The sequence below is a fragment of the Georgenia sp. TF02-10 genome (genome assembly GCF_022759505.1).
GTDB lineage: Bacteria > Actinomycetota > Actinomycetes > Actinomycetales > Actinomycetaceae > TF02-10.
In genome coordinates, this window is record NZ_CP094289.1 from 1790154 (window position 1) to 1816200 (window position 26047).

17 protein-coding genes and 1 tRNA gene are annotated in these 26047 nt (G+C 75.2%); 15 read left to right on the plus strand and 3 right to left on the minus strand.

What is annotated here, in order from left to right; translation table 11 throughout:
• Positions 1 to 65: 65 nt before the first annotated feature.
• Complete coding sequence (locus MF406_RS08105) at positions 66 to 695, minus strand: TIGR03085 family metal-binding protein (RefSeq protein ID WP_242897521.1); 630 nt, start codon at positions 693 to 695, stop codon at positions 66 to 68.
• Between the two features lie 324 nt (positions 696 to 1019).
• Between MF406_RS08105 and hisI the strand changes: the two genes are divergently transcribed.
• The 13 genes from hisI (at position 1020) to MF406_RS08170 (ending at position 18136) form a co-directional block, all read left to right on the plus strand.
• Positions 1020 to 1391, plus strand: a complete 372-nt coding sequence (gene hisI, locus MF406_RS08110; RefSeq protein WP_242897522.1) for a phosphoribosyl-AMP cyclohydrolase — start codon at positions 1020 to 1022, stop codon at positions 1389 to 1391.
• 125 nt (positions 1392 to 1516) lie between these two features.
• Positions 1517 to 3145: a chorismate-binding protein gene (locus MF406_RS08115; RefSeq protein WP_242897732.1), complete on the plus strand. Its 1629-nt coding sequence runs from the start codon at positions 1517 to 1519 to the stop codon at positions 3143 to 3145.
• A complete protein-coding gene (locus tag MF406_RS08120) occupies positions 3142 to 3795 on the plus strand; it encodes a Trp biosynthesis-associated membrane protein (RefSeq protein WP_242897523.1) in 654 nt (217 codons plus the stop codon). Before MF406_RS08115 ends, MF406_RS08120 begins: the two co-directional genes overlap by 4 nt.
• Before the next feature lie 275 nt (positions 3796 to 4070).
• Positions 4071 to 4352 (plus strand): HGxxPAAW family protein, encoded by a 282-nt coding sequence (locus tag MF406_RS08125; protein WP_242897524.1) that lies wholly within the window; start codon positions 4071 to 4073, stop codon positions 4350 to 4352.
• A 201-nt stretch (positions 4353 to 4553) separates the two neighbouring features.
• Positions 4554 to 5369 carry an indole-3-glycerol phosphate synthase TrpC gene (gene trpC / locus MF406_RS08130; RefSeq protein ID WP_242897525.1) on the plus strand — a complete coding sequence of 272 codons (816 nt, stop codon included), beginning with the start codon at positions 4554 to 4556 and terminating at the stop codon, positions 5367 to 5369.
• An 80-nt stretch (positions 5370 to 5449) separates the two neighbouring features.
• The gene (gene trpB, locus MF406_RS08135; protein ID WP_242897733.1) at positions 5450 to 6805 is read left to right on the plus strand and encodes a tryptophan synthase subunit beta; all 1356 of its coding nucleotides are present in this window, start codon (positions 5450 to 5452) and stop codon (positions 6803 to 6805) included.
• Position 6806: 1 nt separating this feature from the next.
• The gene (gene trpA / locus MF406_RS08140) at positions 6807 to 7640 is read left to right on the plus strand and encodes a tryptophan synthase subunit alpha (protein WP_242897526.1); all 834 of its coding nucleotides are present in this window, start codon (positions 6807 to 6809) and stop codon (positions 7638 to 7640) included.
• 164 nt (positions 7641 to 7804) lie between these two features.
• Positions 7805 to 8824 carry a prolipoprotein diacylglyceryl transferase gene (lgt, locus tag MF406_RS08145; RefSeq protein ID WP_242897527.1) on the plus strand — a complete coding sequence of 340 codons (1020 nt, stop codon included), beginning with the start codon at positions 7805 to 7807 and terminating at the stop codon, positions 8822 to 8824.
• Positions 8825 to 9046: 222 nt separating this feature from the next.
• Positions 9047 to 13618 (plus strand): glutamate synthase large subunit, encoded by a 4572-nt coding sequence (gene gltB / locus MF406_RS08150; RefSeq protein ID WP_242897528.1) that lies wholly within the window; start codon positions 9047 to 9049, stop codon positions 13616 to 13618.
• Positions 13611 to 15095 (plus strand): glutamate synthase subunit beta, encoded by a 1485-nt coding sequence (locus tag MF406_RS08155; protein ID WP_242897529.1) that lies wholly within the window; start codon positions 13611 to 13613, stop codon positions 15093 to 15095. The genes gltB and MF406_RS08155 overlap by 8 nt, the downstream gene beginning before the upstream one ends.
• Before the next feature lie 186 nt (positions 15096 to 15281).
• The gene (gene pyk, locus MF406_RS08160) at positions 15282 to 16706 is read left to right on the plus strand and encodes a pyruvate kinase (protein WP_242897530.1); all 1425 of its coding nucleotides are present in this window, start codon (positions 15282 to 15284) and stop codon (positions 16704 to 16706) included.
• Between the two features lie 250 nt (positions 16707 to 16956).
• A tRNA-Leu gene (locus MF406_RS08165) sits at positions 16957 to 17038 on the plus strand.
• Between the two features lie 471 nt (positions 17039 to 17509).
• Positions 17510 to 18136 carry an ANTAR domain-containing response regulator gene (locus MF406_RS08170; protein ID WP_371744658.1) on the plus strand — a complete coding sequence of 209 codons (627 nt, stop codon included), beginning with the start codon at positions 17510 to 17512 and terminating at the stop codon, positions 18134 to 18136.
• Positions 18137 to 18182: 46 nt separating this feature from the next.
• Here MF406_RS08170 and MF406_RS08175 read toward each other — a convergent pair whose 3' ends face one another.
• The gene (locus tag MF406_RS08175; protein ID WP_242897531.1) at positions 18183 to 18614 is read right to left on the minus strand and encodes a hotdog fold thioesterase; all 432 of its coding nucleotides are present in this window, start codon (positions 18612 to 18614) and stop codon (positions 18183 to 18185) included.
• A 130-nt stretch (positions 18615 to 18744) separates the two neighbouring features.
• Between MF406_RS08175 and polA the strand changes: the two genes are divergently transcribed.
• Positions 18745 to 21423, plus strand: a complete 2679-nt coding sequence (gene polA / locus MF406_RS08180; protein ID WP_256463945.1) for a DNA polymerase I — start codon at positions 18745 to 18747, stop codon at positions 21421 to 21423.
• A gap of 16 nt (positions 21424 to 21439) precedes the next feature.
• Here the strand turns inward: polA and MF406_RS08185 are convergent, their stop codons facing one another.
• Positions 21440 to 22408 carry an AraC family transcriptional regulator gene (locus MF406_RS08185; protein ID WP_242897532.1) on the minus strand — a complete coding sequence of 323 codons (969 nt, stop codon included), beginning with the start codon at positions 22406 to 22408 and terminating at the stop codon, positions 21440 to 21442.
• A gap of 36 nt (positions 22409 to 22444) precedes the next feature.
• On the opposite strand from MF406_RS08185, the gene MF406_RS08190 reads away from it, so the two are divergent.
• Positions 22445 to 25969 carry a DUF5107 domain-containing protein gene (locus MF406_RS08190; protein WP_242897533.1) on the plus strand — a complete coding sequence of 1175 codons (3525 nt, stop codon included), beginning with the start codon at positions 22445 to 22447 and terminating at the stop codon, positions 25967 to 25969.
• Positions 25970 to 26047 lie beyond the last annotated feature (78 nt).

Consider the following 26047-nt stretch of genomic DNA (forward strand, 5'->3'; position numbering starts at 1 on the left):
CACCCGACCAGGCGACGCCAGCTTCTCCCGGCTGCTGGAAGGCCCGCGCCCGGCACTGAAGTCCGTCAGCGGCTCGCCAGGAAGCGGTCGACGACGGCGGACCGGCCGTGCACGTCGACCTCGGCGTGCGTGCGCCCGAGGGCGTGCAGCGCGAGCTCGACCGGGTCGCCGACGACGACCACGGCGTCGGCGCCGCGGTGGACCACCCGCCGGGGACCGCCCGGGACCACCAGGACCACGCCCACCGGGCTGGTGCGGTAGCTCAGCCGTGCCGTCGGCAGCAGCCGGGCCCAGACGGCCCGGACCATGTCCGGCGGGAGGACCCGGGGCTCGGCCGGCTCCGCACCCCCGCGCCGGACGTCCTCATGGTGGACGACGTACTCGATGAGGTTGCCGGTGTCACCCAGCCAGCCCACCGGTGACCAGGCCGGCGGGCCGCCGGCGAACCGGTCGACCAGCGCCTGGTAGCCGGCGGGGGTGCGCGCCCCGGCGACGAGCCGGCCGAGGAACGGCTCCTGGCCCGGGGGTCGCCGGGCCAGCATGTCCGGCAAGACCAGGTAAGGCCGCTGCTCCCGCAGGACGAGGTGGCCGAGCACGTGCCGAACCGTCCACCCCTCGCACATCGTCGCCGCGTCCGGGTCCGCCTCGCGCAGGGTCTGCACGAGCGCGGCCCGCTCGGTCTCCATCCAGGGCATCGGCATCCTCCTCGTGGTGCTGGCTGGCGCCCGACCTCCGGTCGGGCGCCGGTTCCCTGCCCGTCATGTCGCCCGGGCCGGGCCGCTTGTCGCTCGGGCCCCGGCCGCTTGTCGCTCGGGCCGGGCCGCTGACCGGTGCGGCGCTCGCCCCGGCCCCTGTACCACCGTGGCACGGCCGTGCCCCGGCGGCACCCGGCCCAGTCGACAGTGGCTAAGTCGGCCCCCGCGCCGGCCCCGTCTCAGCCGGCACCGGGCTCGGCCGGCATCCGGCTCCGCCGGCAACCGGCCGGCCGCTCCGCCCGCCCGGCGTGGCAAGATCGTCTGGTGCCTCCGACGAGTTCCCTCGCCCCGGACGTCGCCGCCCGCCTCAAGCGGGACGAGCACGGCCTGGTCTGCGCCGTCGTGCAGCAGCACGACACCGGTGAGGTCCTCATGGTCGGCTGGATGGACGACGAGGCCCTGGCCCGCACCCTCACCACCGGCCGCGCGACCTACTGGTCCCGGTCCCGGCAGGAGTACTGGCGCAAGGGCGACACGTCGGGCCACACCCAGCACGTCAAGGCCGTGAGCATCGACTGCGACGGCGACGCGCTCCTCGTCCAGGTCGACCAGGTCGGCCCGGCCTGCCACACCGGGGCCCGGAGCTGCTTCGCGGCCGGCGGGGACCTCGGCGCCGTCCCGGGCAGCCGGCCGTGATCGGCGTCGACGGACCCAGCGGTCCCGGCGAGACCACGCCAACCGACGGCACCTCCCCCGACGCGGTCACGCCCGTCACGGTCGCCTGGGGCGAGACCTGGCCGGACCTGTCGACCTTCCGGCGGATGGCCGCCGACCGCCGCGTCGTCCCGGTCGTGCGCCGCCTCCTCGCCGACGACGTCACCCCGGTCGGCCTGTACCGCCAGCTCGCCGGCGGCCGGCCCGGCACCTTCATCCTGGAGTCCGCCGAGCACGACGGCGCCTGGTCGCGCTGGTCCTTCGTCGGCGCCGCTGCCCGCGCCACTCTCACCGCCCGCGACGGGCACGCGACGTGGACCGGGGACGTGCCGGTGGGCATCCCCACCAGCGGGCCCGTCCTGGAGGTCCTCGACGCCGCCCTCACCGCCCTGTCCGCCCCGGCCGTGCCCGGCCTGCCCCCGCTCACCGGCGGCCTGGTCGGGGCGCTGGGCTGGGACGTGCTGCGCGAGTGGGAGCCGACCCTGCGGGCCCTGGCCCCGCGCGAGCACGACACCCCCGACGTCGCGCTCTGCCTGGCCACCGACATGGCGGCGGTGGACCACCACGACGGGTCCGTGTGGCTCATCGCGAACGCGGTCAACTTCGACGACACCGACGCCCGGGTGGACGCCGCGCACGCCGACGCCGTCGCCCGGCTCAACAAGATGATGGCCGCCCTGCAGACCCCGAGCGCCTCCCACGCCGCCGTCCGGGTGCCGGTCGCCGAGCCCGAGCTGAGGTTCCGCACCCCGCGGGCGGAGTTCGAGAACGCGGTGCTGGCCGCCAAGGACGCGATCCGCGACGGCGAGGTCTTCCAGGTCGTCATCTCCCAGCGCCTGGACATCCCCTGCCCGGCCGACCCGCTGGACGTCTACCGGGTGCTCCGCACCATCAACCCCAGCCCGTACATGTACTACCTGCAGCTGCACGACGGCGGCCAGGTCCCGCCCGATGCCGACGGCGAGGCCCCGGCCGGCCTGGCCGGGGAGGTTCCGGCGGTCGCGACCGGCCAGGTTCCCGCCGACGCCGACGGCGACGGCGAGGCGACCGACCCCGCCGGCAGCGGGCCGCAACCCGCCGGGGCGGGGAGCTTCGCCGTCGTCGGCTCCAGCCCCGAGACCCTGGTCCGCGTCCAGGACGGCGCCGTCACGACCTTCCCCATCGCCGGGTCCCGCCCCCGCGGGGCCGGCCCGGCCGAGGACCGTGCCCTGGCCGAGGAGCTCCTCGCGGACCCGAAGGAGCTCAGCGAGCACGTCATGCTGGTCGACCTCGCCCGCAACGACCTCGCCAAGGTCTGCCACCCGGAGACGGTGGAGGTGGTCGAGCTCATGGAGATCAAGCGGTTCAGCCACATCATGCACATCTCCTCCACGGTGACCGGGCGGCTGCGCCCGGACGCCAGCGCGCTGGACTGCCTCGTCGCCACCTTCCCCGCCGGCACCCTCTCCGGGGCGCCCAAGCCGCGGGCGATCGAGCTCATCGACACCCTCGAGCCGGTCCGCCGCGGCCTGTACGGCGGGGTCGTCGGCTACCTCGACTTCGCCGGCAACGCCGACCTCGCCATCGCGATCCGCACCGCCGTCATCCGCGCCGGCACCGCCACCGTCCAGGCCGGCGGCGGCATCGTCGCCGACTCGGTGCCCGCCGCCGAGTACGAGGAGAGCCGCAACAAGGCGGCGGCGGCCGTCCGGGCCGTCCAGGTCGCGGCCGGGCTCCGCCCCGCCGGGCGGGCGTGAGCCGGCGGGCCGCCCGGGGCGGCGCCCACGAGACGGGCGCGGGCGGGGCCGGTGACCGGGCGACGGCGCGTGCCGCCCGGCCGGCGCGCCGCACCGTGGTCCTCGCCGCGCTCGTCCTCGCCGGGCTGCTCCTCGCCGTCGGCGCGCTGCCGTGGGCGGACGGGCAGGCGCCCACCGTCCTGGCCGTGGAGCCGGTCTCGGTCAGCGGCACGACGGCGGTGCCGGCGCTCGCCGGTGCCGCGCTGGTCGCGGGCGCCGCGGCCCTCGCCGCCGGGCTGGGCCGACGCGTCGCGGTAACGGTCGCCGGTGTCGCGCTCCTCGCCGCCGGTGTCGGCGCGGCCGTCGCCGTGGCCGACTTCCTCGCGGACCCGGCCGCGCCCCTGCTCGCGGCGGCGGCCGAGCTCAGCGGGGTGCGCCAGCTCCAGGGCCTGGCGACGACGACGCCGTGGCCCTATGCGGCCGTCGTGCTCGCCGTCGGGCTCGCCGGGGTCGGCGTGGTCACCCTCGTCGTGGGACGCCGGTGGGCGGTCGCCGGCCGGCGCTACGAGCGCCCGGCGCGTCCCCGTACCCCGGCCGCTGACGAGCGGACCCGCGCGATGGACGACTGGGATGCGCTCGGCCGCGGCGAGGACCCGACGGCCGGCCGGTAGCACGGTCGGCCCGACCGGTGCCGGCCGCCACTCCCGAGCAGGTCGAGGTCGAAGCCACCTGGGCGAGCATCGGACCGGCGCATTGCGTCCGTGTGGTACTTGTGTGTGGTATCCAGCGCCGTGGAACTGGCACAAGTACCACACGGACGCTCCTCAAGTACCAACGGACACGGTGCGCTCGCGGCGCCGGCCACCCCCGCGGTCCCGCCGCCGCCCGCGCCCGCCCGACTCGCTACCCTGGGGCGAGCCGACCCGTCGCCCTGGAGGGACGTCCGATGCCCCAGCCCCCTGCCCGCCAGACCTACAAGCTGCCCACCCACGCCGCGTACAGCAACCACGGCCGCACGCCGGCCGCCTGGGTGCTCATGATCGGCTGCTGCCTGGGCGTCCTCATCGTCGGGCTGGGGCTCATCCTGACCCTGCGGTGGGTGCTCATCGCGGGCCTGGTCGTCATCGCCGTGTCCCTGGTCGCCAGCCTCGTCATGCGCGGGATGGGGCTGGGGCAGGCACCCCAGGAGCAGCCCGGGAAGCGGGACGGTGACTGGTACAGCGACTGAGGACGGCCGGCGCGGGCGTCGGCTGACGTCGGCGGGGCACCTGCCGACGGCGGGGCGCCTGCCGACGGCGGGGCGCCTGCCGACGGCGGGGCGCCTGCCGACAGACGGCCGGCCGCCGGCGGGCCGCCTGCCGGACGGGGCGGGGAGCTGCCTGCCCGGCCCGCCTACGATCGGGGTCACCGTCCGAGGGGAGAGCGCGTCGTGACCGTGCTGGAGGAGATCGTCGCCGGGGTCCGGGAGGACCTCGTCGAGCGGGAGGCCCGGCGCCCGCTGACCGAGCTCAAGGAGCTCGCCCAGCGCCAGCCCGGCGCCAAGAACGCCGTCGCGGCGCTGCGCGGCGAGCACGACGCGGTCACCATCATCGCCGAGGTCAAGCGGTCGAGCCCGTCCAAGGGGGCGCTCGCCGACATCGCGGACCCGGCCGGGCTGGCCGCGGAGTACGAGGCCGGCGGGGCCGCCGTCGTCTCGGTGCTCACCGAGGCCCGCCGGTTCGGCGGCTCGCTGGCCGACCTCAGCGCCGTCCGGGCCGCCGTCGACCTGCCCGTCCTGCGCAAGGACTTCATCGTCACGCCGTACCAGGTGTGGGAGGCGCGGGCGCACGGGGCGGACCTGGTCCTGCTCATCGTCGCCGCGCTGGAGCAGACCGTGCTGACCTCCCTCGTCGAGCGGGTGCACTCCCTGGGGATGACCGCGCTGGTCGAGGCGCACGACCGCACCGAGGCCAGCCGGGCGGTGGACGCCGGCGCCCGGGTGGTGGGCATCAACGCCCGGAACCTGCACACCCTCCGGGTGGACCGGGCCGTCTTCGCCCAGGTGGCCGACGTCGTCCCGGACGGGGTCCTGCGGGTCGCCGAGTCCGGGGTCCGGGGCCCGCACGACGTCCTGGATTACGCCCGCGCCGGCGCCGACTCGGTCCTGGTCGGCGAGGCGCTCGTCACCCAGGGCAACCCGCGCCAGGCGGTCGCCGACATGGTCGCCGCCGGCGCCCACCCCTCGCTGCGGGCGGTGCGCCGGTGAGCGCGCAGCCCGACGAGCAGCGCCCTGGGGGGCCGGACTCCGGGCAGGCGACGGCCGGGCAGCCGGCGGCCGAGAAGCCGGTGTCCGAGGAGCCGGCGGCCGGTACGCCGCACCCCGGCCAGCGCCTCGCCGAGGCCGCCGGGCCGTACTTCGGCGCGTTCGGCGGCCGGTTCGTCCCCGAGGCGCTCGTCGCCGCGCTGGACGAGCTCGCCGCGGCCTGGGAGTCGCTCAAGACTGACCCCGAGTACCTCGCGGAGATGGACCACCTCCACCGCACCTACACCGGCCGGCCGAGCATCCTCACCGAGGTCCCGCGGTTCGGCCGGCACGCGGGCGGCGCGCGGGTGCTGCTCAAGCGGGAGGACCTCAACCACACCGGCTCGCACAAGATCAACAACGTCCTGGGCCAGGCCCTGCTCACCCGCAAGATCGGCAAGCGGCGGGTCATCGCCGAGACCGGGGCCGGCCAGCACGGCGTCGCCACCGCGACCGCCGCGGCGCTGCTCGGCCTGGACTGCACCGTCTACATGGGCGAGGAGGACGTGCGCCGCCAGGCCCTCAACGTCGCCCGGATGCGCCTGCTCGGCACCGAGGTCGTCCCGGTCACCACCGGCTCGCGCACCCTGAAGGACGCCATCAACGAGGCGTTCCGCGACTGGGTCACCAACGTCGAGACCACCACCTACATCTTCGGCACCGCCGCCGGCCCGCACCCGTTCCCCACCATCGTCCGGGACCTGCAGAAGGTGATCGGGGAGGAGGCGCGCGCGCAGGTCCTCGACCTCACCGGCGCCCTGCCCGACGTGGTCTGCGCGTGCGTGGGCGGCGGCTCCAACGCGATCGGGATCTTCAACGCCTTCCTCGACGACGACGGGGTGCGCCTGGTCGGGCTGGAGGCGGCCGGCGATGGCGTCGAGACCGGCCGGCACGCCTCCTCCATCACCGGCGGCGCGCCCGGCGTCCTGCACGGCGCCCGCAGCTACCTGCTGCAGGACGAGGACGGCCAGACCGTGGAGTCCCACTCGATCTCCGCCGGCCTGGACTACCCCGGCGTCGGGCCGGAGCACTCCTGGCTCGCCACCATCCACCGCGCCGAGTACCAGCCGGTCACCGACGCCGAGGCGATGGACGCGTTCCGGCTGCTGTGCCGCACCGAGGGCATCATCCCGGCGATCGAGAGCGCGCACGCCCTCGCCGGGGCGATCCGGATCGGCCGGGAGGCGCAGGCCGCCGGGCAGCCGGCGCCGACGATCCTGGTCAACCTCTCCGGCCGCGGGGACAAGGACGTGGAGACCGCGGCCGCCTGGTTCGAGCTCCTCGACGCCGACGAGCACTCCGTCCCGGTCCCGACGGCGGCCGCCGGACCGGCGGAGGAGGCGAAGACCGGGGCGGTCGACGCCGCGGGCTACGCCGCCACCGGCAGCGTGGAGGTCTGAGATGACGACACCGACGACGACCCCCGCCCCGCCGACGTCCCGCACCGCCGCGGCCCTGGACGCCGCCCGGGCCCGCGGCGGCGCGGCCCTGGTCGGCTACCTGCCGGTCGGCTTCCCCGACGTGCCCACCTCGGTGCGGGCCGCGCGGGAGATCGTCGCGGCCGGCGCCGACGTCGTCGAGCTCGGGCTGCCCTACTCCGACCCCGGCATGGACGGGGAGACCATCCAGCGGGCCGCCCAGGCCGCCCTGGACGGCGGCACCCGCACCGCCGACGTCCTCCGCGCCGTCGAGCAGGTCGCCCAGACCGGCGCGGCCGTGCTCGTGATGACCTACTACAACCCGGTGCACCGCTACGGCGTGGACCGCTTCGCCCGCGACCTCGCCGCGGCCGGCGGCGCCGGGCTGATCACCCCGGACCTCATCCCGGACGAGGCGGGGGAGTGGCTCGCCGCCTCCGACACCCACGGCCTGGACCGGGTCTTCCTCGTCGCGCCCAGCTCGACCGACGCGCGGCTGCGCAGCACCGCCAAGGCGTGCCGCGGGTTCGTCTACGCCGCCTCCACCATGGGCGTCACCGGCGCCCGCGCCGCGGTGGACAGCCACGCCCGCCGGCTGGTCGAGCGCACCCGGGCGGCCGGCGCCGAGCGGGTCTGCGTGGGTCTGGGCGTGTCCACCGGCGAGCAGGCCGCGGAGATCGCCGGGTACGCCGACGGCGTCATCGTCGGCTCGGCCCTGGTCCGTACGCTCCAGCGGGACGACGGCGACAGCACCGCCGCGCTGCGCGACCTCGCCGCGCTGGCCGCCGAGCTCGCGGCCGGGGCGCACGGGGCCTGACCGCCCCCGGTCCGACCGGTGCCGCGCCCCGACCGGCCGCCCGCGCCCGACCGGCCCGGAGCCTGACCGCACCCGGGTCTGACCGCCCCCCGGGCTTGACCGCCCGCAGGGCCTGGCCGGCCGCCGTTGGCCGGGCCGGGCACCCCGACGGCTACCCTGCACCCGTGCCCCCCGTCCTCACCGCCCTGCCCAGCCCGCCGCAGGCGGAGTGGTACCTCGGCCCGCTCCCGATCCGGGCCTACGCCATCGCCATCCTCGTCGGCATCCTGCTCGCCTGGTGGGTGCTGGACCGGCGCTACACCGCCAAGGGCGGCCCGCCGGACACCGCGACGGACGTGGCGGTCTTCTGGATGGTCCCGTTCGGCATCGTCGGGGCCCGGATCTACCACGTCCTGACCTCCCCGGACGCCTACTTCGGGCCCGACGGCGACCCCGTCCGCATCCTGTACGTCTGGCACGGCGGGCTCGGCATCTGGGGCGCCGTCGCGGCCGGCGCGCTCGGCGCCTGGCTCGGCCTGCGGCGGCGGGGCCTGCGGCTGGCGCCGTTCGCCGACGCGCTCGCCCCGGGGCTGCTGGTGGCCCAGGCCGCCGGCCGGCTGGGCAACTACTTCAACCAGGAGCTCTACGGCGCCCCGACCACCCTGCCGTGGGGCCTGCAGGTCGACGACGCCCACCGGGTCGCCGGCTACCCCGCCGGCACGCTCTTCCACCCCACCTTCCTCTACGAGATGCTGTGGAACCTGGCCGCGGTGGGCGTCCTGGTCTGGGCCGAGCGGCGGTTCCGGCTCGGGCACGGCCGGGTCTTCTGGCTCTACGTCATGCTCTACACGGCCGGCCGGGTGTGGATCGAGGCGCTCCGGATCGACGACGCCGAGCGGGTGCTCGGCGTCCGGCTGAACGTGTGGACCTCCATCCTCGTCTTCCTCCTCGCCCTGGTGGCCTTCCTGCTCAGCCGGCGCAGCCGCGGCCGGCCCGACCCGCTCTGGCTGCCCGGCCGGGGCCCGGCCGCCCGGGACACCCCCGGAGGCGCCGACGACGGCGGGTCCGTCGCCGACGACGGCGGTGCTGACGACGGCGGTGCTGACGACGGCGGTGCTGACGACCCCGCCCGGGCCGTCGCCGACGGCCCCGCCCCGGCCGTCCCCCGCCGCAGCCGGCGGGCGACCCAGCGCCCCGACCGCTGACCCGCCCACCCTTCCCACCTGCACCGACGCCCCGGCCGGGGGCCGCGCCGGCCCGGCCCGCCGGAGGAGCCCCCGCCGCCCGCCGGAGGAGCAGTGTCAAGCATGTGGACATGGTTGTTCACCGGCGGGTCTGCGCCGAGTAACATCGCCCCGCACAGCGGGCCGATGCCGTCCCCCACGTTCGACAGGCGGGGCCCGCACCGGTCCCGTGGTGAGGAACCGATGGACCGAGCCAGGACTACCCCGTTCAGCAGCCCCGCGCCCCGGGGCCTCTACGACGGCCAGCAGGAGCACGACGCCTGCGGCGTCGGCTTCGTCGCCACGCTGCGCGGCACCCCCGGCCGGGACATCGTGGACGCCGCCCTCACGGTGCTGCTCAACCTCGACCACCGCGGCGCCGTCGGCGCCGAGGAGAACACCGGCGACGGCGCCGGCCTGCTCACCCAGGTCCCGGACGCCTTCCTGCGCGCCGTCGTCGACTTCCCGCTGCCGCCGGCCGGCGGCTACGCGCCCGGGCTGGTGTTCCTCCCCGGCGCGGAGGACGGACCGGCCGCCGTCGCCGACGCCGTCGCCGGCATCGAGACCATCGCCGCCGAGGAGGACCTCACCGTCCTCGGCTGGCGCGAGGTGCCCACCGACCCCTCGATGATCGGGCCCAGCGCCCGGGAGTCGATGCCCACCTTCCGCCAGCTCTTCGTCGCCGACGCCGCCGGGAAGCGCACCGGGCTGGACCTGGACCGGCGCACCTTCCGGCTCCGCAAGCGCATCGAGCGCGAGCTGGGCGTCTACCTCGCCTCGCTGTCCGCCCGGACCCTGGTCTACAAGGGCATGCTCACCACCACCCAGCTACAGCCCTTCTTCCCCGACCTCTCCGACGAGCGGCTGGCCAGCGAGATCGCCCTGGTGCACTCCCGCTTCTCCACCAACACCTTCCCGTCCTGGCCGCTCGCCCAGCCGTTCCGGCTGCTCGCGCACAACGGGGAGATCAACACCGTGCGCGGCAACCGCGGCTGGATGGCGGCCCGGGAGGGCACCGCGTCCTCGGACGTGCTCGGCGACCTGGAGCCGCTCACCCCGATCTGCACCCCCGGCGCCTCGGACTCGGCCACCTTCGACGAGGTCCTCGAGCTCCTCCACCTCGCCGGCCGGTCCCTGCCGCACGCGATCCTGATGATGGTCCCCGAGGCCTGGCAGAACCACACCGGCATGCCGCCGGCGGTGCGCGCCTTCTACGAGTACACCTCCACCCTCATCGAGCCCTGGGACGGCCCCGCCGCGCTCACCTTCACCGACGGCACCCTGGTCGGCGCCGTGCTGGACCGCAACGGGCTGCGCCCGGGCCGGTACTGGGTCACCGACGACGGCCTGGTCGTCCTCGCCTCCGAGACCGGGGTGCTGGACCTGCCGCCGGAGAAGGTCGTCCGCAAGGGCCGGCTGCAGCCCGGGCGGATGTTCCTGGTCGACACCCAGGCCGGCCGGATCGTGCCCGACGAGGAGGTCAAGCGCTCCCTCGCCGACGCCCACCCCTACCAGCAGTGGCTCGACGCCGGCCTGGTGCACCTGGAGGACCTGCCCGACCGGGACCACGTGGACCACTCCCGGCTCTCGGTCGTGCGCCGCCAGCAGACCTTCGGCTACACCGAGGAAGAGCTCCGGATCCTGCTCGCGCCGATGGCCGCCACCGGTGCGGAGCCGATCGGCTCGATGGGCACCGACACCCCCCTGGCCGTCCTCTCCGCCCGGCCCCGGCTGCTCTTCGACTACTTCACCCAGCTCTTCGCCCAGGTGACCAACCCGCCGCTGGACGCCATCCGGGAAGAGCTGGTCACCGCCCTGGGCGGCGCCATCGGCCCGGAGCCGAACCTGCTCGCCGACACCCCCGACCACGCCCGCAAGGTCGTCGTCCCCTTCCCCACGATGGACAACGACCAGCTCGCCAAGATCAAGCACATCGGCCGGGCCCGCCGCGGCCACGGCTTCACCTCCACCACCATCTCCGGGCTGTACCGGGTCTCCGGCGGCGGGGCCGCCCTGCAGGAGCGGCTGGCGGAGATCTTCGCCGAGGTCGACGCCGCCATCGACGCCGGGGTGAGCTTCCTGATCCTGTCCGACCGGGAGTCCACCGCCGAGCTCGCGCCGATCCCGTCCCTGCTGCTCACCGCGGCCGTGCACCACCACACCCTGCGCCGGCGCACCCGGACCAAGATCTCTCTGCTGGTCGAGGCGGGGGACGTCCGGGAGGTCCACCACGTCGCGCTGCTCATCGGCTACGGCGCCGCCGCGGTCAACCCGTACCTGGCGATGGAGAGCGTGGAGCACCTGGTCCGCGACGGCGTGCTGACCGGGGTCAGCCCCGAGCAGGCGGTGGCCAACCTGATCACCGCCCTGGGCAAGGGCGTGCTGAAGGTGATGTCCAAGATGGGCATCTCCACCCTCGCCTCCTACCGCGGCGCCCAGGTCTTCGAGGCCCTGGGCCTGTCCGAGGACCTGGTGGCCGAGTACTTCACCGGCACCCCCACCCCGCTCGGCGGGGTCGGGCTGGACGTCATCGCCGCCGAGGTCGCCGCCCGGCACGCCACCGCCTACCCGCCGTCGGGCATCTCGCCCAAGCACCGCACCCTGCGCACCGGCGGGGAGTACCAGTGGCGCCGCGAGGGCGAGCCGCACCTGTTCGACCCCGAGACGATCTTCCGGCTCCAGCACTCCACCCGGACCCGCCGCTACGACGTCTTCCGGTCCTACACCCGGGGGGTGGACGAGCAGTCCCGCCGGCTGATGACCCTGCGCGGGCTGCTCCGGCTGAACGCCGCCGGCCGCACCCCGGTGCCGCTGGAGGAGGTGGAGCCGGTCAGCGCGATCGTCAAGCGGTTCTCCACCGGCGCGATGAGCTACGGCTCCATCTCCGCCGAGGCGCATGAGACCCTCGCGGTCGCGATGAACATGCTCGGCGGGAAGTCCAACACCGGCGAGGGCGGGGAGGACCCGGACCGGCTCCGCGACCCGCGCCGCCGCTCGGCGATCAAGCAGGTGGCCTCCGGCCGGTTCGGGGTCACCGCCGAGTACCTGACCAACGCCGACGACATCCAGATCAAGATGGCCCAGGGCGCCAAGCCCGGCGAGGGCGGCCAGCTACCGGCGCACAAGGTCTACCCGTGGATCGCCCAGACCCGGCACTCCACCCCCGGCGTCGGGCTCATCTCCCCGCCGCCGCACCACGACATCTACTCCATCGAGGACCTCAAGCAGCTCATCCACGACCTGAAGAACGCCAACCCGGCCGCCCGGGTGCACGTGAAGCTGGTCAGCGAGATCGGGGTGGGCACGGTCGCGGCCGGGGTGGCCAAGGCGCACGCCGACGTCGTCCTGGTCTCCGGGCACGACGGCGGCACCGGCGCCTCGCCGCTGACCTCGCTCAAGCACGCCGGCGGCCCGTGGGAGATCGGGCTGGCCGAGACCCAGCAGACCCTGGTGCTCAACGGGCTGCGGGACCGGGTGGTGGTCCAGGCCGACGGGCAGATGAAGACCGGCCGGGACGTGGTGGTCGCCGCCCTGCTCGGCGCCGAGGAGTTCGGCTTCGCCACCGCCCCGCTGGTGGTGGAGGGCTGCGTGATGATGCGGGTCTGCCACCTGGACACCTGCCCGGTGGGCATCGCCACCCAGAACCCCGAGCTCCGGTCCCGGTTCACCGGTCGCGCCGAGCACGTGGTCACCTTCTTCGAGTTCGTCGCCGAGGAGGTCCGCGAGCACCTCGCCGCCCTCGGGCTGCGGTCCCTGGACGAGGCGGTCGGTCAGGCGGACCTGCTGGACACCACCGCGGCGGTGGAGCACTGGAAGGCCTCCGGGCTGGACCTGGAGCCGCTGCTGACCAAGGTCGACCCGGCGCCCGGCTCCGCGCTGCGGCACGTGCGCGCCCAGGACCACGGCCTGGCGGCCGCGCTGGACCACGAGCTCATCGCCCGCGCCGGCCCGGCGCTGGAGCGCGGCGAGCCGGTGCGGATCGACCTGCCGGTGCGCAACACCAACCGCACCGTGGGCACCATGCTCGGCCACGAGGTGACCAAGCGTTACGGCGGCGCCGGCCTGCCGGACGGCACGATCGACATCACCCTGACCGGCTCCGCCGGGCAGTCCTTCGGCGCCCTGCTGCCCCGCGGGGTGACCCTGCGGCTGCACGGGGACGCCAACGACTACGTCGGCAAGTCCCTCTCCGGCGGCCGGATCGTGCTGGCCCCGCCGGCCGGGTCGGTGCTCGCCGCCGAGGAGAACGTCATCGCCGGCAACGTCATCGGCTACGGCGCCACGGCCGGGGAGATCTTCCTCCGCGGCCGGGCCGGGGAGCGGTTCGGGGTGCGCAACTCCGGGGCCACCCTGGTGGTGGAGGGGGTGGGGGACCACGCCGCGGAGTACATGACCGGCGGCACCATGCTGGTCCTGGGCCCGACCGGCCGGAACCTCGGCGCCGGCATGTCCGGCGGCACCGCCTACGTCCTGGACCTCGACCCCGGCAAGGTCAACGGCCCGGCCCTGGCCACCGGCGAGCTGCTGCTGCGCCCGCTGGACGCCGAGGACGTCACCATCGTCACCGCGCTGCTGCGCCGGCACGCCGACCTGACCGGCTCGGCGGTGGCCGCCGCCCTGCTGGCCGACGGCGGCGGCCTGCCCCGGCTGACCAAGGTGCTCCCGCGGCAGTACGCCGCCGTCTCCGCCGCCCTGGTCCGGGCGGCCGAGGACGGCCTGGACCCCAGCTCACCGGACGTGTGGGCCTCGATCATGAAGGCGAGCACCCATGGCTGACCCCCGCGGCTTCCTGACTTACCGCGAGCGCGAGCTGCCCCGCCGGCGCCCGGTGCCGGTGCGCATCCTGGACTCCCGGGAGGTGTACGAGCGGCGCGCCGAGGACGCCCCGGCCCTGGTCCGCCAGGCCACCCGGTGCATGGACTGCGGGGTGCCGTTCTGCCACAACGGCTGCCCGCTGGGCAACCTGATCCCGGAGTGGAACGAGCTCACCCGCCGCCAGGACTGGGCCGGGGCGATCGAGCGGCTGCACGCCACCAACAACTTCCCGGAGTGGACCGGCCGGCTGTGCCCGGCCCCGTGCGAGTCCGCCTGCGTGCTGGGCATCAACCAGCCGGCGGTGACCATCAAGAACATCGAGCAGTCCATCGCCGACAACGCCTGGGACCTGGGCCTGGTCGAGCCGCAGGTGCCCGAGCGGCTGACCGGGGCCACGGTCGCCGTCGTCGGGTCCGGCCCGGCCGGGCTGGCCGCCGCCCAGCAGCTCACCCGGGCCGGGCACACGGTGGCCGTCTACGAGCGGGACGACCGCATCGGCGGGCTGCTCACCTACGGCATCCCCGACTTCAAGATGGAGAAGGACCAGGTCGAGCGGCGGGTCGCGCAGATGGTCGCCGAGGGCACCCGGTTCCGTCCCGGCGTCGACGTCGGCGGCACCGGGCCGGGCGCGCTGACCGGGGCGGACCTGCGCGAGCGCTACGACGCCGTCGTGCTGGCCATGGGCTCCACGGTGCCCCGGGACCTGCCCGTCCCGGGCCGGGACCTGGCCGGGGTGCACACCGCCATGGAGTACCTGGTCCAGGCCAACCGGGCGGTGGCCGGCGACGACGTCCCGGACCAGATCCTGGCCACCGGCAAGGACGTGGTCATCATCGGCGGCGGCGACACCGGCTCGGACTGCCTGGGCACCGCCACCCGGCAGGGCGCCCGCTCGGTCACCCAGATCGACATCAATCCCGTCCCGCCCCGGGAGCGGGCCGCGGACCAGCCCTGGCCGACCTACCCCAAGGTCTACCGGGTCTCCACCTCGCACGAGGAGAACGGCGAGCGGGTCTACGCCACCGGCACCGCCGAGCTGCTCAGCGACGGCAGTGCCGGCCCGGGCGCCGTCACCCACCTGCGGCTGGAGACGGTGGAGAAGGTCGACGGGCGCGCCGTCCCGGTGCCCGGCACCGAGCGGGTCGTGCCCGCCCAGCTCGTCCTGCTCGCCCTGGGCTTCACCGGCGTGCCGCGCACCGGGCTGGTCGACCAGCTCGGGGTGGCGGTGGACGCCCGCGGCCGGGTGGTCCGCGATGAGACGTTTGCCACGTCGGTCCCCGGGGTCTTCGTCGCCGGCGACGCCGGGCGGGGGCAGTCCCTCATCGTCTGGGCGATCGCCGAGGGCCGGGCGGCGGCGGCCGCGGTCGACGCGTTCCTGCGCGGCGAGACCGACCTTCCCGCGCCGATCCTGCCCTCGACGGCGTCCGTCTCGGTCTGACGGCGCCGCGGCCCGGGCCGGCCGGCCCGGGACGGCACCCGGCGGCCGGGCGGGACCGGCCGCCGTCGGCGGGCCCGGCCGCACCCCGCACCGCCCTCGGGCCGGCCCCGGTAGGCCACCGCCGGCGGGTCCTCCTGGGCGGTACGGCCCGCGCCCGGCCCGGACGGCTGCCCTAGGCTGAGGCCCATGCGTAGAGCCAAGATCGTGTGCACGATTGGGCCGGCGACCGCGTCGGCCGAGAAGGTCCAGGAGCTGGTGGACGCCGGCATGGACGTCGCCCGGATCAACCGCAGCCACGGCGACGTCGCCGAGCACGAGGCGGTCTACCGCAACGTGCGCGCCGCCGCCCAGGCCTCCGGGCGCGCGGTCGCGGTGCTGGTGGACCTGCAGGGCCCAAAGATCCGGCTGGGCAACTTCACCGCCGAGAAGGTGTACCTCAAGGAGGGCGACACCTTCACCATCACCACCGAGGACGTCCCTGGCACCGCCGAGATCGCCTCCACCACGTTCGCCGGCCTGCCCGGGGACTGCAAGCCCGGGGACCGGATCCTCATCGACGACGGCAAGGTGGCCGTGCGGGTGCTGGAGGTCGACGGCCCGCGCGTCGTCACCCGGGTGGAGGTGCCCGGGCCGGTCTCCAACCACAAGGGGCTGAACCTGCCCGGCGTCGCCGTCTCGGTCCCGGCGCTGTCGGAGAAGGACAAGGACGACCTGCGCTGGGGCCTGCAGATCGGCGCCGACCTGATCGCCCTGTCCTTCGTCCGCTCGGCCGCCGACGTGGAGGACGTGCACGCAATCATGGAGGAGGTCGGCCGCCGGGTGCCGGTCATCGCCAAGGTGGAGAAGCCGCAGGCGGTGGAGAACCTGGTCGAGGTGGTCGAGGCGTTCGACGGGATCATGGTCGCCCGCGGCGACCTCGGCGTGGAGATGCCGCTGGAGCAGGTCCCGCTGGTCCAGAAGCGGGCCATCGAGCTCGCCCGGCGCAGCGCCAAGCCGGTCATCGTCGCCACCCAGATGCTGGAGTCGATGGTCACCAACCCCCGGCCCACCCGCGCGGAGGCCTCCGACGTCGCCAACGCGATCCTCGACGGCGCCGACGCGGTCATGCTCTCCGGGGAGACCTCGGTGGGGGAGTTCCCGATCGAGACCGTGCGGACCATGGCCCGGATCGTGGAGAACACCGAGGAGCACGGCGGCGAGCGGATCGCCCCGCTCGGCTCCGCCCCGCACACCCGCGGCGGCGTCATCACCCGGGCGGCCGCGGACATCGGGGAGATGCTCGAGGTCAAGTACCTGGTGACGTTCACCGAGTCCGGCGACTCCGCCCGGCGGATGTGCCGGCTGCGCTCGCCGATCCCGCTGCTGGCGTTCACCCCCAACACCGACACCCGGAACCGGCTGGCGCTGTCCTGGGGCGTGCAGACCCACACCGTGCCCAAGGTCAGCCACACCGACGACATGGTCAACCAGGTCGACCAGCTCCTGCAGGCCACCGGGCTGGCCGAGGAGGGCGACCGGGTCGTCATCGTCGCCGGCATGCCGCCGGGCCAGGTCGGCTCGACCAACTCCATCCGTGTGCACAAGATCGGGGAGACCTACACCCGGGCCTGACGCTGCCGCGCCTGCCCCGCCGACGGCGGTGCGTGCCCGCCGACCGCCATCGGTCGGCTTCTCGGCCGGCCGCCGGTCGGACGGGCACGCCCGCGGCCTGGCCGCCGGTCGGCCAACACCCTCGGTCCGGCCAGCACCGGCACCGGCTGCGCCCGCACGGGCCAGCGCCGTCGGCAGTCCGGCCCAGGCCGGCCGGTACCCTGACCGGCGGATGTACCCCGGCCGGCCCACCCCGGGCCGACCGGAGCACGCTCCTGTGGTGGAACTGGCAGACACTCCGCACTCAAAATGCGGCGCCGAGAGGCATGCGGGTTCGAGTCCCGCCAGGAGCACGGCCGCCCCGCGGTGCAGGTTTGCCGGCTTGGGACCTGCCGGAGCACGACCGGCCGCGTTGTCTCGACGACGATGACTGTCTCGACGCATCGGGTGCGGGTGTACCCAGTCATGGTCGTCGAGACAGTCATAGTGGTTGTTGCCAGCAACCGTTTTGTCGTTCTCGGTGCTGTGCGGGGGCGCCGGCGGCGGCGTCGTGCGTCGAGACAGTCATAGTGGTTGTTGCCAGCAACCGATTTGTCGTTCTCGGTGCAGGTGCAGGTGCAGGCGCGGGGCTGCGGCTGGAAGGCCTGCAGACAGCGGCGCGCTGCTCACCGGCAAGGGCGGCCCGGGCGACGACGGCCTGAGGTACGCGTCACGTCGGCGCCTGGCGCGGTGCCGCGCGGCGCATGCACCGTTACGCTGCTCTGGTGAGCACGAACGACAGCGACGCCCAGTCCACCGCCGGCACCGAGCGGACCACGCCCACGCTGGACCTGCCCGAGCGCGCGCCGGCCGCCAGCGCCCCGGCCGAGCCGTCGACGCGCCGCCGCGTCGTCGTGGCCGAGGACGAGACCCTCATCCGGCTCGACATCGTCGAGTCCCTGACCGAGGCCGGCTTCGAGGTCGTCGGCGAGGCCGCCGACGGCGAGGCCGCCGTCCGGCTCGCCACCGAGCTCGAGCCGGACGTCGTCGTGATGGACGTCAAGATGCCCGTGATGGACGGCATCACCGCGGCCGAGCGGCTCATCGCCAACCGCACCTGCGCCGTCGTCATGCTCACCGCCTTCTCCCAGAAGGAGCTGGTCGAGCGGGCCCGCGACGTCGGCGCCATGGCCTACGTGGTCAAGCCGTTCACCCCGGCCGACCTGCTGCCCGCGGTGGAGATCGCCATCTCCCGCCACGAGGAGATCACCTCCCTGGAGTCCGAGGTCGCCTCGCTCGCCGAGCAGTTCGAGACCCGCAAGCGGGTCGACCGGGCCAAGGGCCTGCTCATGACCAAGATGGGGCTGACCGAGCCGGAGGCGTTCCGGTGGATCCAGAAGACCTCCATGGACCGGCGCCTGACCATGCGTGAGGTCGCCGACGCGGTCATCGAGCAGGTCGGCGGCAAGTAGCCGCCCGCGGCCGTCGGGCGGCAAGTAGCCGCCCGCGGCTGCCGCGTCAGCCGTCCTGCCGACCGCCGTCGGCCGGCAGGTCCAGCAGCATGCAGCTGAGCCGGGCGGTGCAGACCCGGCGGTCGTCGTCGTCGACGACGGCGACCTGGTAGCTGGCGGTCCGGGCGCCGTGGTGCAGCGGCGTGGCGGTGGCCGTCACGTGACCCTCCCGTACCGACCGGTGGTGGGTGGCGTTGACCTCGGTGCCCACGGCCGTCCGGCCCGTCCCGGCGTGCAGCGTCGCGGCGATGGAGCCGACCGTCTCCGCCAGCGCCACCGACGCCCCGCCGTGCAGCAGCCCGAACGGCTGGGTGTTGCCGGCCACCGGCATGCGGGCCACCACCCGCTCCGCGGACGCCTCGAGCAGCTCGATGCCGAGCCGGTCGGACAGGGTGCCGACCGAGGCCGCCTGCAGGCGGGCCAGGAGGTGAGCGGTCATGGGGCCAGGGTGGCACACGGCACAGAACCCCGCGGGCGTGCCGGCACGCCCGCGACGGGGCAGGGGAGCACTGGGAACGGCGCCGGGCCCGCCCCGCACCCGTGTCCCCGGCAGCACCTAGGGTGTCTGCGTGACCGACTCCCGCCCACGCCTGCTGCTCATCGACGGACACTCCATGGCCTTCCGGGCGTTCTTCGCGCTGCCCGCGGAGAACTTCAGCACCAGCACCGGGCAGACCACGAACGCGGTCTACGGCTTCCTCTCCATGCTGCTGAAGCTGCTCGCCGACGAGCAGCCCACCCACCTCGCCGTCGCGTTCGACGTCTCCGACGTCACCTTCCGCACCGAGGAGTACGCGGAGTACAAGGCCGGCCGGGCGGAGACGCCGCAGCCGTTCCGCGGCCAGGTCCCGCTCATCCAGGAGGTCCTCGCGGCGATGAACGTCGCGGTGCTGGAGAAGCCGAACGTCGAGGCCGACGACATCATCGCCACCCTCGCCACCCAGGCCACCGCCGCCGGGATGGACGTGCTGATCTGCTCCGGGGACCGGGACACCTTCCAGCTCGTCGACGAGGCCACCACCGTCCTGTACCCGATCCGCGGGGTCTCCACCCTCACCCGGATGACCCCGGACGCCGTCGCCGAGAAGTACGGCGTCCCGCCCGAGCGCTACCCCGACCTCGCCGCCCTGGTGGGGGAGACCAGCGACAACCTGCCCGGCGTGCCCGGGGTCGGCCCGAAGACCGCCGCGAAGTGGATCCTGCAGTTCGACGGGCTCGACGGCGTCATCGGGCACGCCGACCAGGTCGGCGGCAAGGCCGGGCAGAGCCTGCGCGACCACCTCGACCAGGTGATCCGCAACCGGCGGCTCAACCACCTGCTGCGCGACCTGGAGCTGCCGCTGCGGCCGGACGACCTGGTGCGCCGCGACGTCGACCGCGAGCAGGTGCACCAGCTCTTCGACACCCTCGAGTTCACCACCCTGCGCGAGCGGCTCTTCGCCATCCTGCCCGCCTCCCCGGACGAGGCCGCCGCCCCGGCCGGCCCCCTCGAGGTCGACGTCGTCCCCGTGGGCCAGGCCGACGGCGGCCTCGCCGGCTGGCTCGCGGCCCGCCGCGGGCAGGTGCTCGGCCTGGACGTCACCGGCACCGTCCAGCACGGCACCGGCGACGCGTGGTCCCTGGCGGTCGGGGACGACGCCGGGCACGCCGTCACCGTCGACCTCACCGAGATCGACGCCGACGCCGAGCAGGCGCTGGCCACCTGGCTCGCCGACCCGGCCGCCCCCAAGGCCCTGCACGAGGCGAAGACCGCCTGGCACGCCCTAGACGGGCGCGGCCTGCCGCTCGCCGGGGTCGCCTTCGACACCGCGCTCGGCGCCTACCTGTGCCACCCGGACCAGCGGCAGTACGCCCTGCCCGACCTCGCCGCCCGGTACCTGGGCCGGGAGATCGAGGAGGGCGACGCCGCCCAGGGCGTGCTCACCCTGGACGAGGCGGCCGGGGACCGCTACGCCGGGCTGCGCGCGGCCGCGGTCGCCGAGCTCGCCCAGGCCCTCGGCGCCGAGCTCGCGGACCGCGGCGCCGCCGCCCTGCTGCGGGACCTGGAGCTGCCCGTGCAGCGGGTGCTCGAGCGGATGGAGAAGGCCGGGATCGCCGCGGACACCGCCAACCTCGCCGAGCTCCAGGCCGGGTTCGACAACGCCGTCGCCCGCGCCGCCGAGCAGGCCTACGAGGCGATCGGGCACGAGGTTAACCTCTCCAGCCCCAAGCAGCTGCAGGAGGTCCTCTTCACCGAGCTCGACATGCCCCGGACCAAGCGCACCAAGACCGGCTACACCACCGACGCCGACGCACTGGCGGACCTGTACGTCAAGAGGCCCCACCCCTTCCTGGAGCACCTGCTGGCCCACCGGGACCAGATCCGGCTCCGGCAGACGGTGGAGGGCCTGCTCCGGACCGTCGCCCCGGACGGGCGGATCCACACCACCTTCCACCAGACCATCGCCGCCACCGGCCGGCTCAGCTCCACCGACCCGAACCTGCAGAACATCCCGGTGCGCACCGAGGACGGCCTGCGCATCCGGGAGGGGTTCGTGGTGGGGGAGGGCTACGAGTGCCTGCTCACCGCCGACTACTCCCAGATCGAGATGCGGATCATGGCGCACCTCTCCGGCGACGCCGGGCTCATCGCGGCCTTCCGGTCCGGCGAGGACCTGCACTCCTACGTCGGCTCCCGCGTCTTCGAGGTCCCCACCGACGCCGTCACCCCGGCCCAGCGCTCGAAGATCAAGGCGATGAGCTACGGCCTGGCGTACGGGCTGAGCGCGTTCGGGCTCTCCCGTCAGCTCGGCGTCGACGTCGAGGAGGCCCGGACCCTGATGGACGACTACTTCGAGCGGTTCGGCGGCGTCCGGGACTACCTCACCGGCGTCGTCGCGCAGGCCCGCCGGACCGGGTACACCGAGACCATCATGGGCCGGCGGCGATACCTGCCGGACCTGACCAGCGACAACCGGCAGCGGCGGGACATGGCCGAGCGGATGGCCCTCAACGCCCCGATCCAGGGCTCGGCCGCGGACATCATCAAGGTCGCGATGATCGGGGTGCGGTGGGCCCTGGACGACGCCGGCCTGGCGTCCCGGCTGCTCCTCCAGGTCCACGACGAGCTCGTCCTGGAGGTGGCCCCGGGGGAGCGGGAGAGGGTCGAGGCGCTGGTCCGCGAGCAGATGGCGGCGGCCGCCGACCTGCAGGTCCCGCTGGACGTCTCGGTCGGCTGGGGCCGGTCCTGGCGGGACGCCGCGCACTGAGCGGATCGCACGGCCCTCAAGGACCGGCGGGAGCGCCGTCCCGGCTCGGTGCCTCGGCGCCGTGGCCGCGGCGGTAGGCCGACGGGCTGACCGAGTGGATCCGGCCGAACTGCCGGGTGAAGTACAGCGGGTCGGAGTAGCCGACCTGGGCGGCGATCGAGGAGACGGAGCGGTCGGTGGTGTCGAGGAGCTCGCGCGCCTCGGCCATCCGCAGGCGCGTCTGGTACTCCAGCACCCCGAAGCCGGTGGCGCGGCGGAACCGGGCGGCGAAGTGCGACTGGCTCAGGCCGGCCATCTCGGCCAGCTCGGGCACGGATATCCGCTCGGACAGGTTGGCCCGCAGGTACTCCAGCACGCTCTCGACCGGGTCGCTGCCGCCGGGCGCCGGGGCCCGCCGGTAGGCGGCCACGAGGGCCAGCGCGTGCCAGGCGGCACCGGCGGCCGCCACCAGGCTGGAGGTCGTCTCGTCGTGCTCCATGCGGCGCAGGACGGTGTTGAGCAGCGAGACGACGCGCGGCGGGTCGCCCAGCCGCACCACCGGCCGCGCCGCGCTCGCGCCGGTCGCGGCGAGCAGCCCAGGAACCGCGTCCCCGACGACGTGCATCCACCAGATCGTCCAGGGGTCGGCCGGATCGGCCTCGTAGCCGTGCGGCTCCCCGGGGGGCAGGACCAGCGCATGCCCCTGGGTCACCCGGTGCCGCCCGGACCGCAGCGAGCAGACGCCCTGACCGGCCACGCAGACGATCACGATGCTCTGCCCGGCCCCGCGCGGCCGAGACCGCCCGTGCCGCAGGGCGCGGGGGAAGAACCCGACGTCGGTGACCAGGAGCTGGGAGGTCGCCGGCCGCCGTCGGGCCTGCTCCAGGAGCGGGCGCGGCAGCACGCGCATCCGCTGCCCCGGGAACCCGTCGCGCTTGTGCTCGGCGGCCCAGGCGGGGTCCGGGCGGACCAGAGGATCGTCCATGTGCTCCGTCGGATGCGACATTCCGGGAGCATAACCGCCGCTCCTAGCGTTCACGCCATGCCCAACGACGCGTCTCGCCTGGACCTCCCGCCCGTCCCGACCGAGCAGATGACCGCACCGGTCGCGGCCTGGCGCGAGCCGGTCACCATCGACACCTACCTGCCCGCGGCCCCGGACCGGTACCCGGCCTACCTGGAGAACCGCGTCTACCAGGGGTCCTCCGGCCGGATCTACCCCTTGCCGTTCCACGAGCGCATCGAGCAGACCAAGCGGCCGCGGCGCTGGGACGCGATCCACCTGGAGAACGCCTGGGTCCGGCTGATGGTGCTGCCCGAGCTGGGCGGCCGGATCCACGTCGGGCTGGACAAGTCCAACGGCTACGACTTCTTCTACCGCAACAACGTGATCAAGCCGGCGCTGGTCGGGCTCGCCGGACCGTGGATCTCCGGCGGCGTGGAGCTGAACTGGCCGCAGCACCACCGGCCGGCAACCTTCCTGCCGACGGACGCCTTCATCGAGCACGAGGACGACGGCGCGGTCACCGTCTGGTGCTCCGACCACGACCCCTTCGCCCGGATGAAGGGCATGCACGGCATCCGGCTGCGCCCGGACAGCGCTCTCATCGAGCTGCGGGTGCGGCTGTTCAACCGCACCGAGGACGTCCAGACCTTCCTGTGGTGGGCCAACGCCGCCGCCCGGGTGGACGACCAGTACCAGTCGTTCTTCCCCACCGACGTCCGCTTCGTCGCCGACCACGCCAAGCGCGCGGTCACCACCTTCCCCCGTGCCGACCGCCCGTACTACGGCGTCGACTACCCGGCGCGGGTCACCCCCGAGCGGCCCGACGGCGACCGGATCGACTGGTACCGCAACATCCCGGTCCCCACCTCCTACATGTGCCTGGGGACCCAGGACGACTTCTTCGGCGGGTACGACCACGGCGCCCGGGCCGGCTTCGTGCACTGGGCCGACCACCGGATCGCGCCCGGGAAGAAGCAGTGGACCTGGGGAAACTCGCCGTTCGGCTGGGCCTGGGACGACAACCTGACCGACGGCGACGGCCCGTACGTCGAGCTGATGGCCGGCGTCTTCACCGACAACCAGCCGGACTTCACCTTCCTCGCCCCAGGCGAGACCAAGTCCTTCAGCCAGTTCTGGTACCCGATCCGCGAGGTCGGACCGGTGCACCAGGCGACCCTGGAGGCCGCGGTCCGCCTCGACGTCGAGCCGCTCGCCGACGTCGAGCCGCTCGCCGACGTCGAGCCGCTCGCCGACGTCGAGCCGGCCGCCGACGCCGCGCCGCTGGCCGACGGCGAGCCGGCCGCCGACCCCGCGCCGGCCGCCGACCCCGCGCCGGCCGCGGGCGGGAGCCCCGCCGAGGCGACCGAGATCCGCCTCGGCGTGGCGGTGACCCGCCCGCGGCGCGACGTCGAGGTCACCCTCACCCGCGCCGACGGGACGGTCCTGCTGTCCGAGCGCGTCGACGCCGACCCGGGCCGCCCGGTGCTGCGCCGCCTCGTGGTGGCGCAGGCCCTGGCGCCCACGGACGTCACGGCCACCGTCCGCAGCGGGCCGGAGGTCCTGATCCGCTGGACCCACCGGGCCGCGCCCGCGGACGTCGTCGTCCCCGACCCGGCCCGCGAGCCCGCGGCGCCCGCGGACATCGCCTCCCTGGAGGAGCTCCTGCTCACCGCCCGCCACCTCGACCAGTACCGCCACGCCACCCGGTCTTCCGAGCCGTACTGGCTCGAGGCGCTGGCGCGCGACCCCGGCAACAGCCGGGCGAACGTGGCGCTCGGCGTGCGCCGGCTGCGGTCCGGGCGCTACGAGGAGGCCGAGCGCTACCTGCGCACCGCCGTCGAGCGCGAGACCACGCTCAACCCCAACCCGCCGGACGGTGAGCCCTTCTACCAGCTCGCCCGGGTGCTGGAGCGGACCGGGCGGGCGGCGCAGGCCCGGGACCTGTACGGCAAGGCCGCCTGGTCGGCCGCCTGGCGGTCCCCGGCGGGCCTGGCCACGGCGCGCCTCGACGCCCGCGCCGGCCGTCCGGCCGACGCGCTCGCCGCCGCTCGGGAGGTCCTCGAGACCGACGCCGGGCACCTGCAGGCGCGCGCCGTCGCGGCCGTGGCGCTGCGACGCCTCGGCCGGCCGGCGGAGGCGGCGGAGGTCCTGGCCGCCTCGGCGGCCCTGGACCCGCTGGACATGTGGACGCGGGACCTCGCGGGCCGGGAGCTGACCGCGGACGCCCCGACGCTCCTCGACGTCGCCCTCGAGCACGCGAGCGTCGGCCAGACCGACGACGCCCTCCGGCTGCTCCACCGGGCGGCCGGGAGCCCGACCCACCCGGGCCAGGTCAACGTCGCACCGCTGGCGCACTACCACCGCGCGGACCTGCTCCGCCGGGCCGGCCGGGCGGAGGAGGCGCGCGCGGCCCACCGCGACGCGCTCGCCGCCGACGCCACGTCCTGCCTCGCCTCCCGCCTCGACGACGCGGACATGCTGGTCCGGACCGTCGCCGCGTGGCCCGACGACGCCCGGGCCTGGGCGCTGCTCGGGCACTGGCTGTACTTCGAGCGGCGCTACACCGACGCCGTCGCGGCGTGGCGCCGGTCCGTCGCGGCCGACGGCGGCGACGCCGTCGTGCGCCGCAACCTCGCCGTCGCCGAGGTCAACGTGCTGGGCCGCCCCGCGGAGGCCGCGCGCTGGTACGAGCGGGCCCTAGAGGCCGCGCCGGGCGACGCCCGGCTGGTCTACGAGTCCGACCAGCTCGCCAAGCGCAGGGGCATCCCGGCCGTGGAGCGGCTGGCCCGGCTGGAGGGGCTGCGCGAGGTCGTCGCCGAGCGCGACGACCTGACGGTGGAGCTGGCGGAGCTCCTCACCGCCCAGGACCGGCCCGAGGAGGCGCTCGCGATCCTCGGCGGCCGGCGGTTCCAGCCGTGGGAGGGCGGCGAGGGACGCGTGCTCGGGGCCTGGGACGAGGCGTCGCTGGCGCTGGCCCGGGGGGCGATGGCCGACGGCGACCCGGTCCGCGCCGTCACGCTCCTGCAGGGAGCGCTCGCTCCGCCTGCCAACCTGGGCGAGGCGCGGCACCCGCTGGCCAACTGCGCCCACCTGCTCCTCGCCCTCGGCGACGCCTACGAGCGCGCCGGCGAGGACGAGCGCGCCCGGCATGCGTGGCAGGAGGCGGCCACGTTCGCCGGCGACTTCCGCACCATGAGCGCGGTCCCGTACTCGGAGATGACGTACTACTCCGTGCTCGCCTGCCGGCGGCTCGGTCGGGCGGCCGACGAGCGCGAGCTCCTCGCGGGCCTGGAGCGCTACACCCGCCACCTGGCCCAGGAGCCGGCGACGGTGGACTACTTCGCCACCTCCCTGCCGACGATGCTGCTGTTCACAGAGGATGTCCAGGCCACGAGGGACACCACGGTGCTGCTGCTGCGCGCCCAGCTCCGGCTGCTCGACGGGCAGGGCGCCGAGGCCCGGGCGCTGGTGGACCAGGTCCTCGAGCGTGACCCGAGCCTGGTGCGTGCGCTCGACATCCGACGTGCCACGGCCGAGCAGGAGGCACCCCGCCCCCTGTGACACCACCCCTGTGACACCACTGCGCCGGCCCGGCCGGGCCGGCGCCGGAAACCCACCACCGCACGGGCTGCGGAGCTC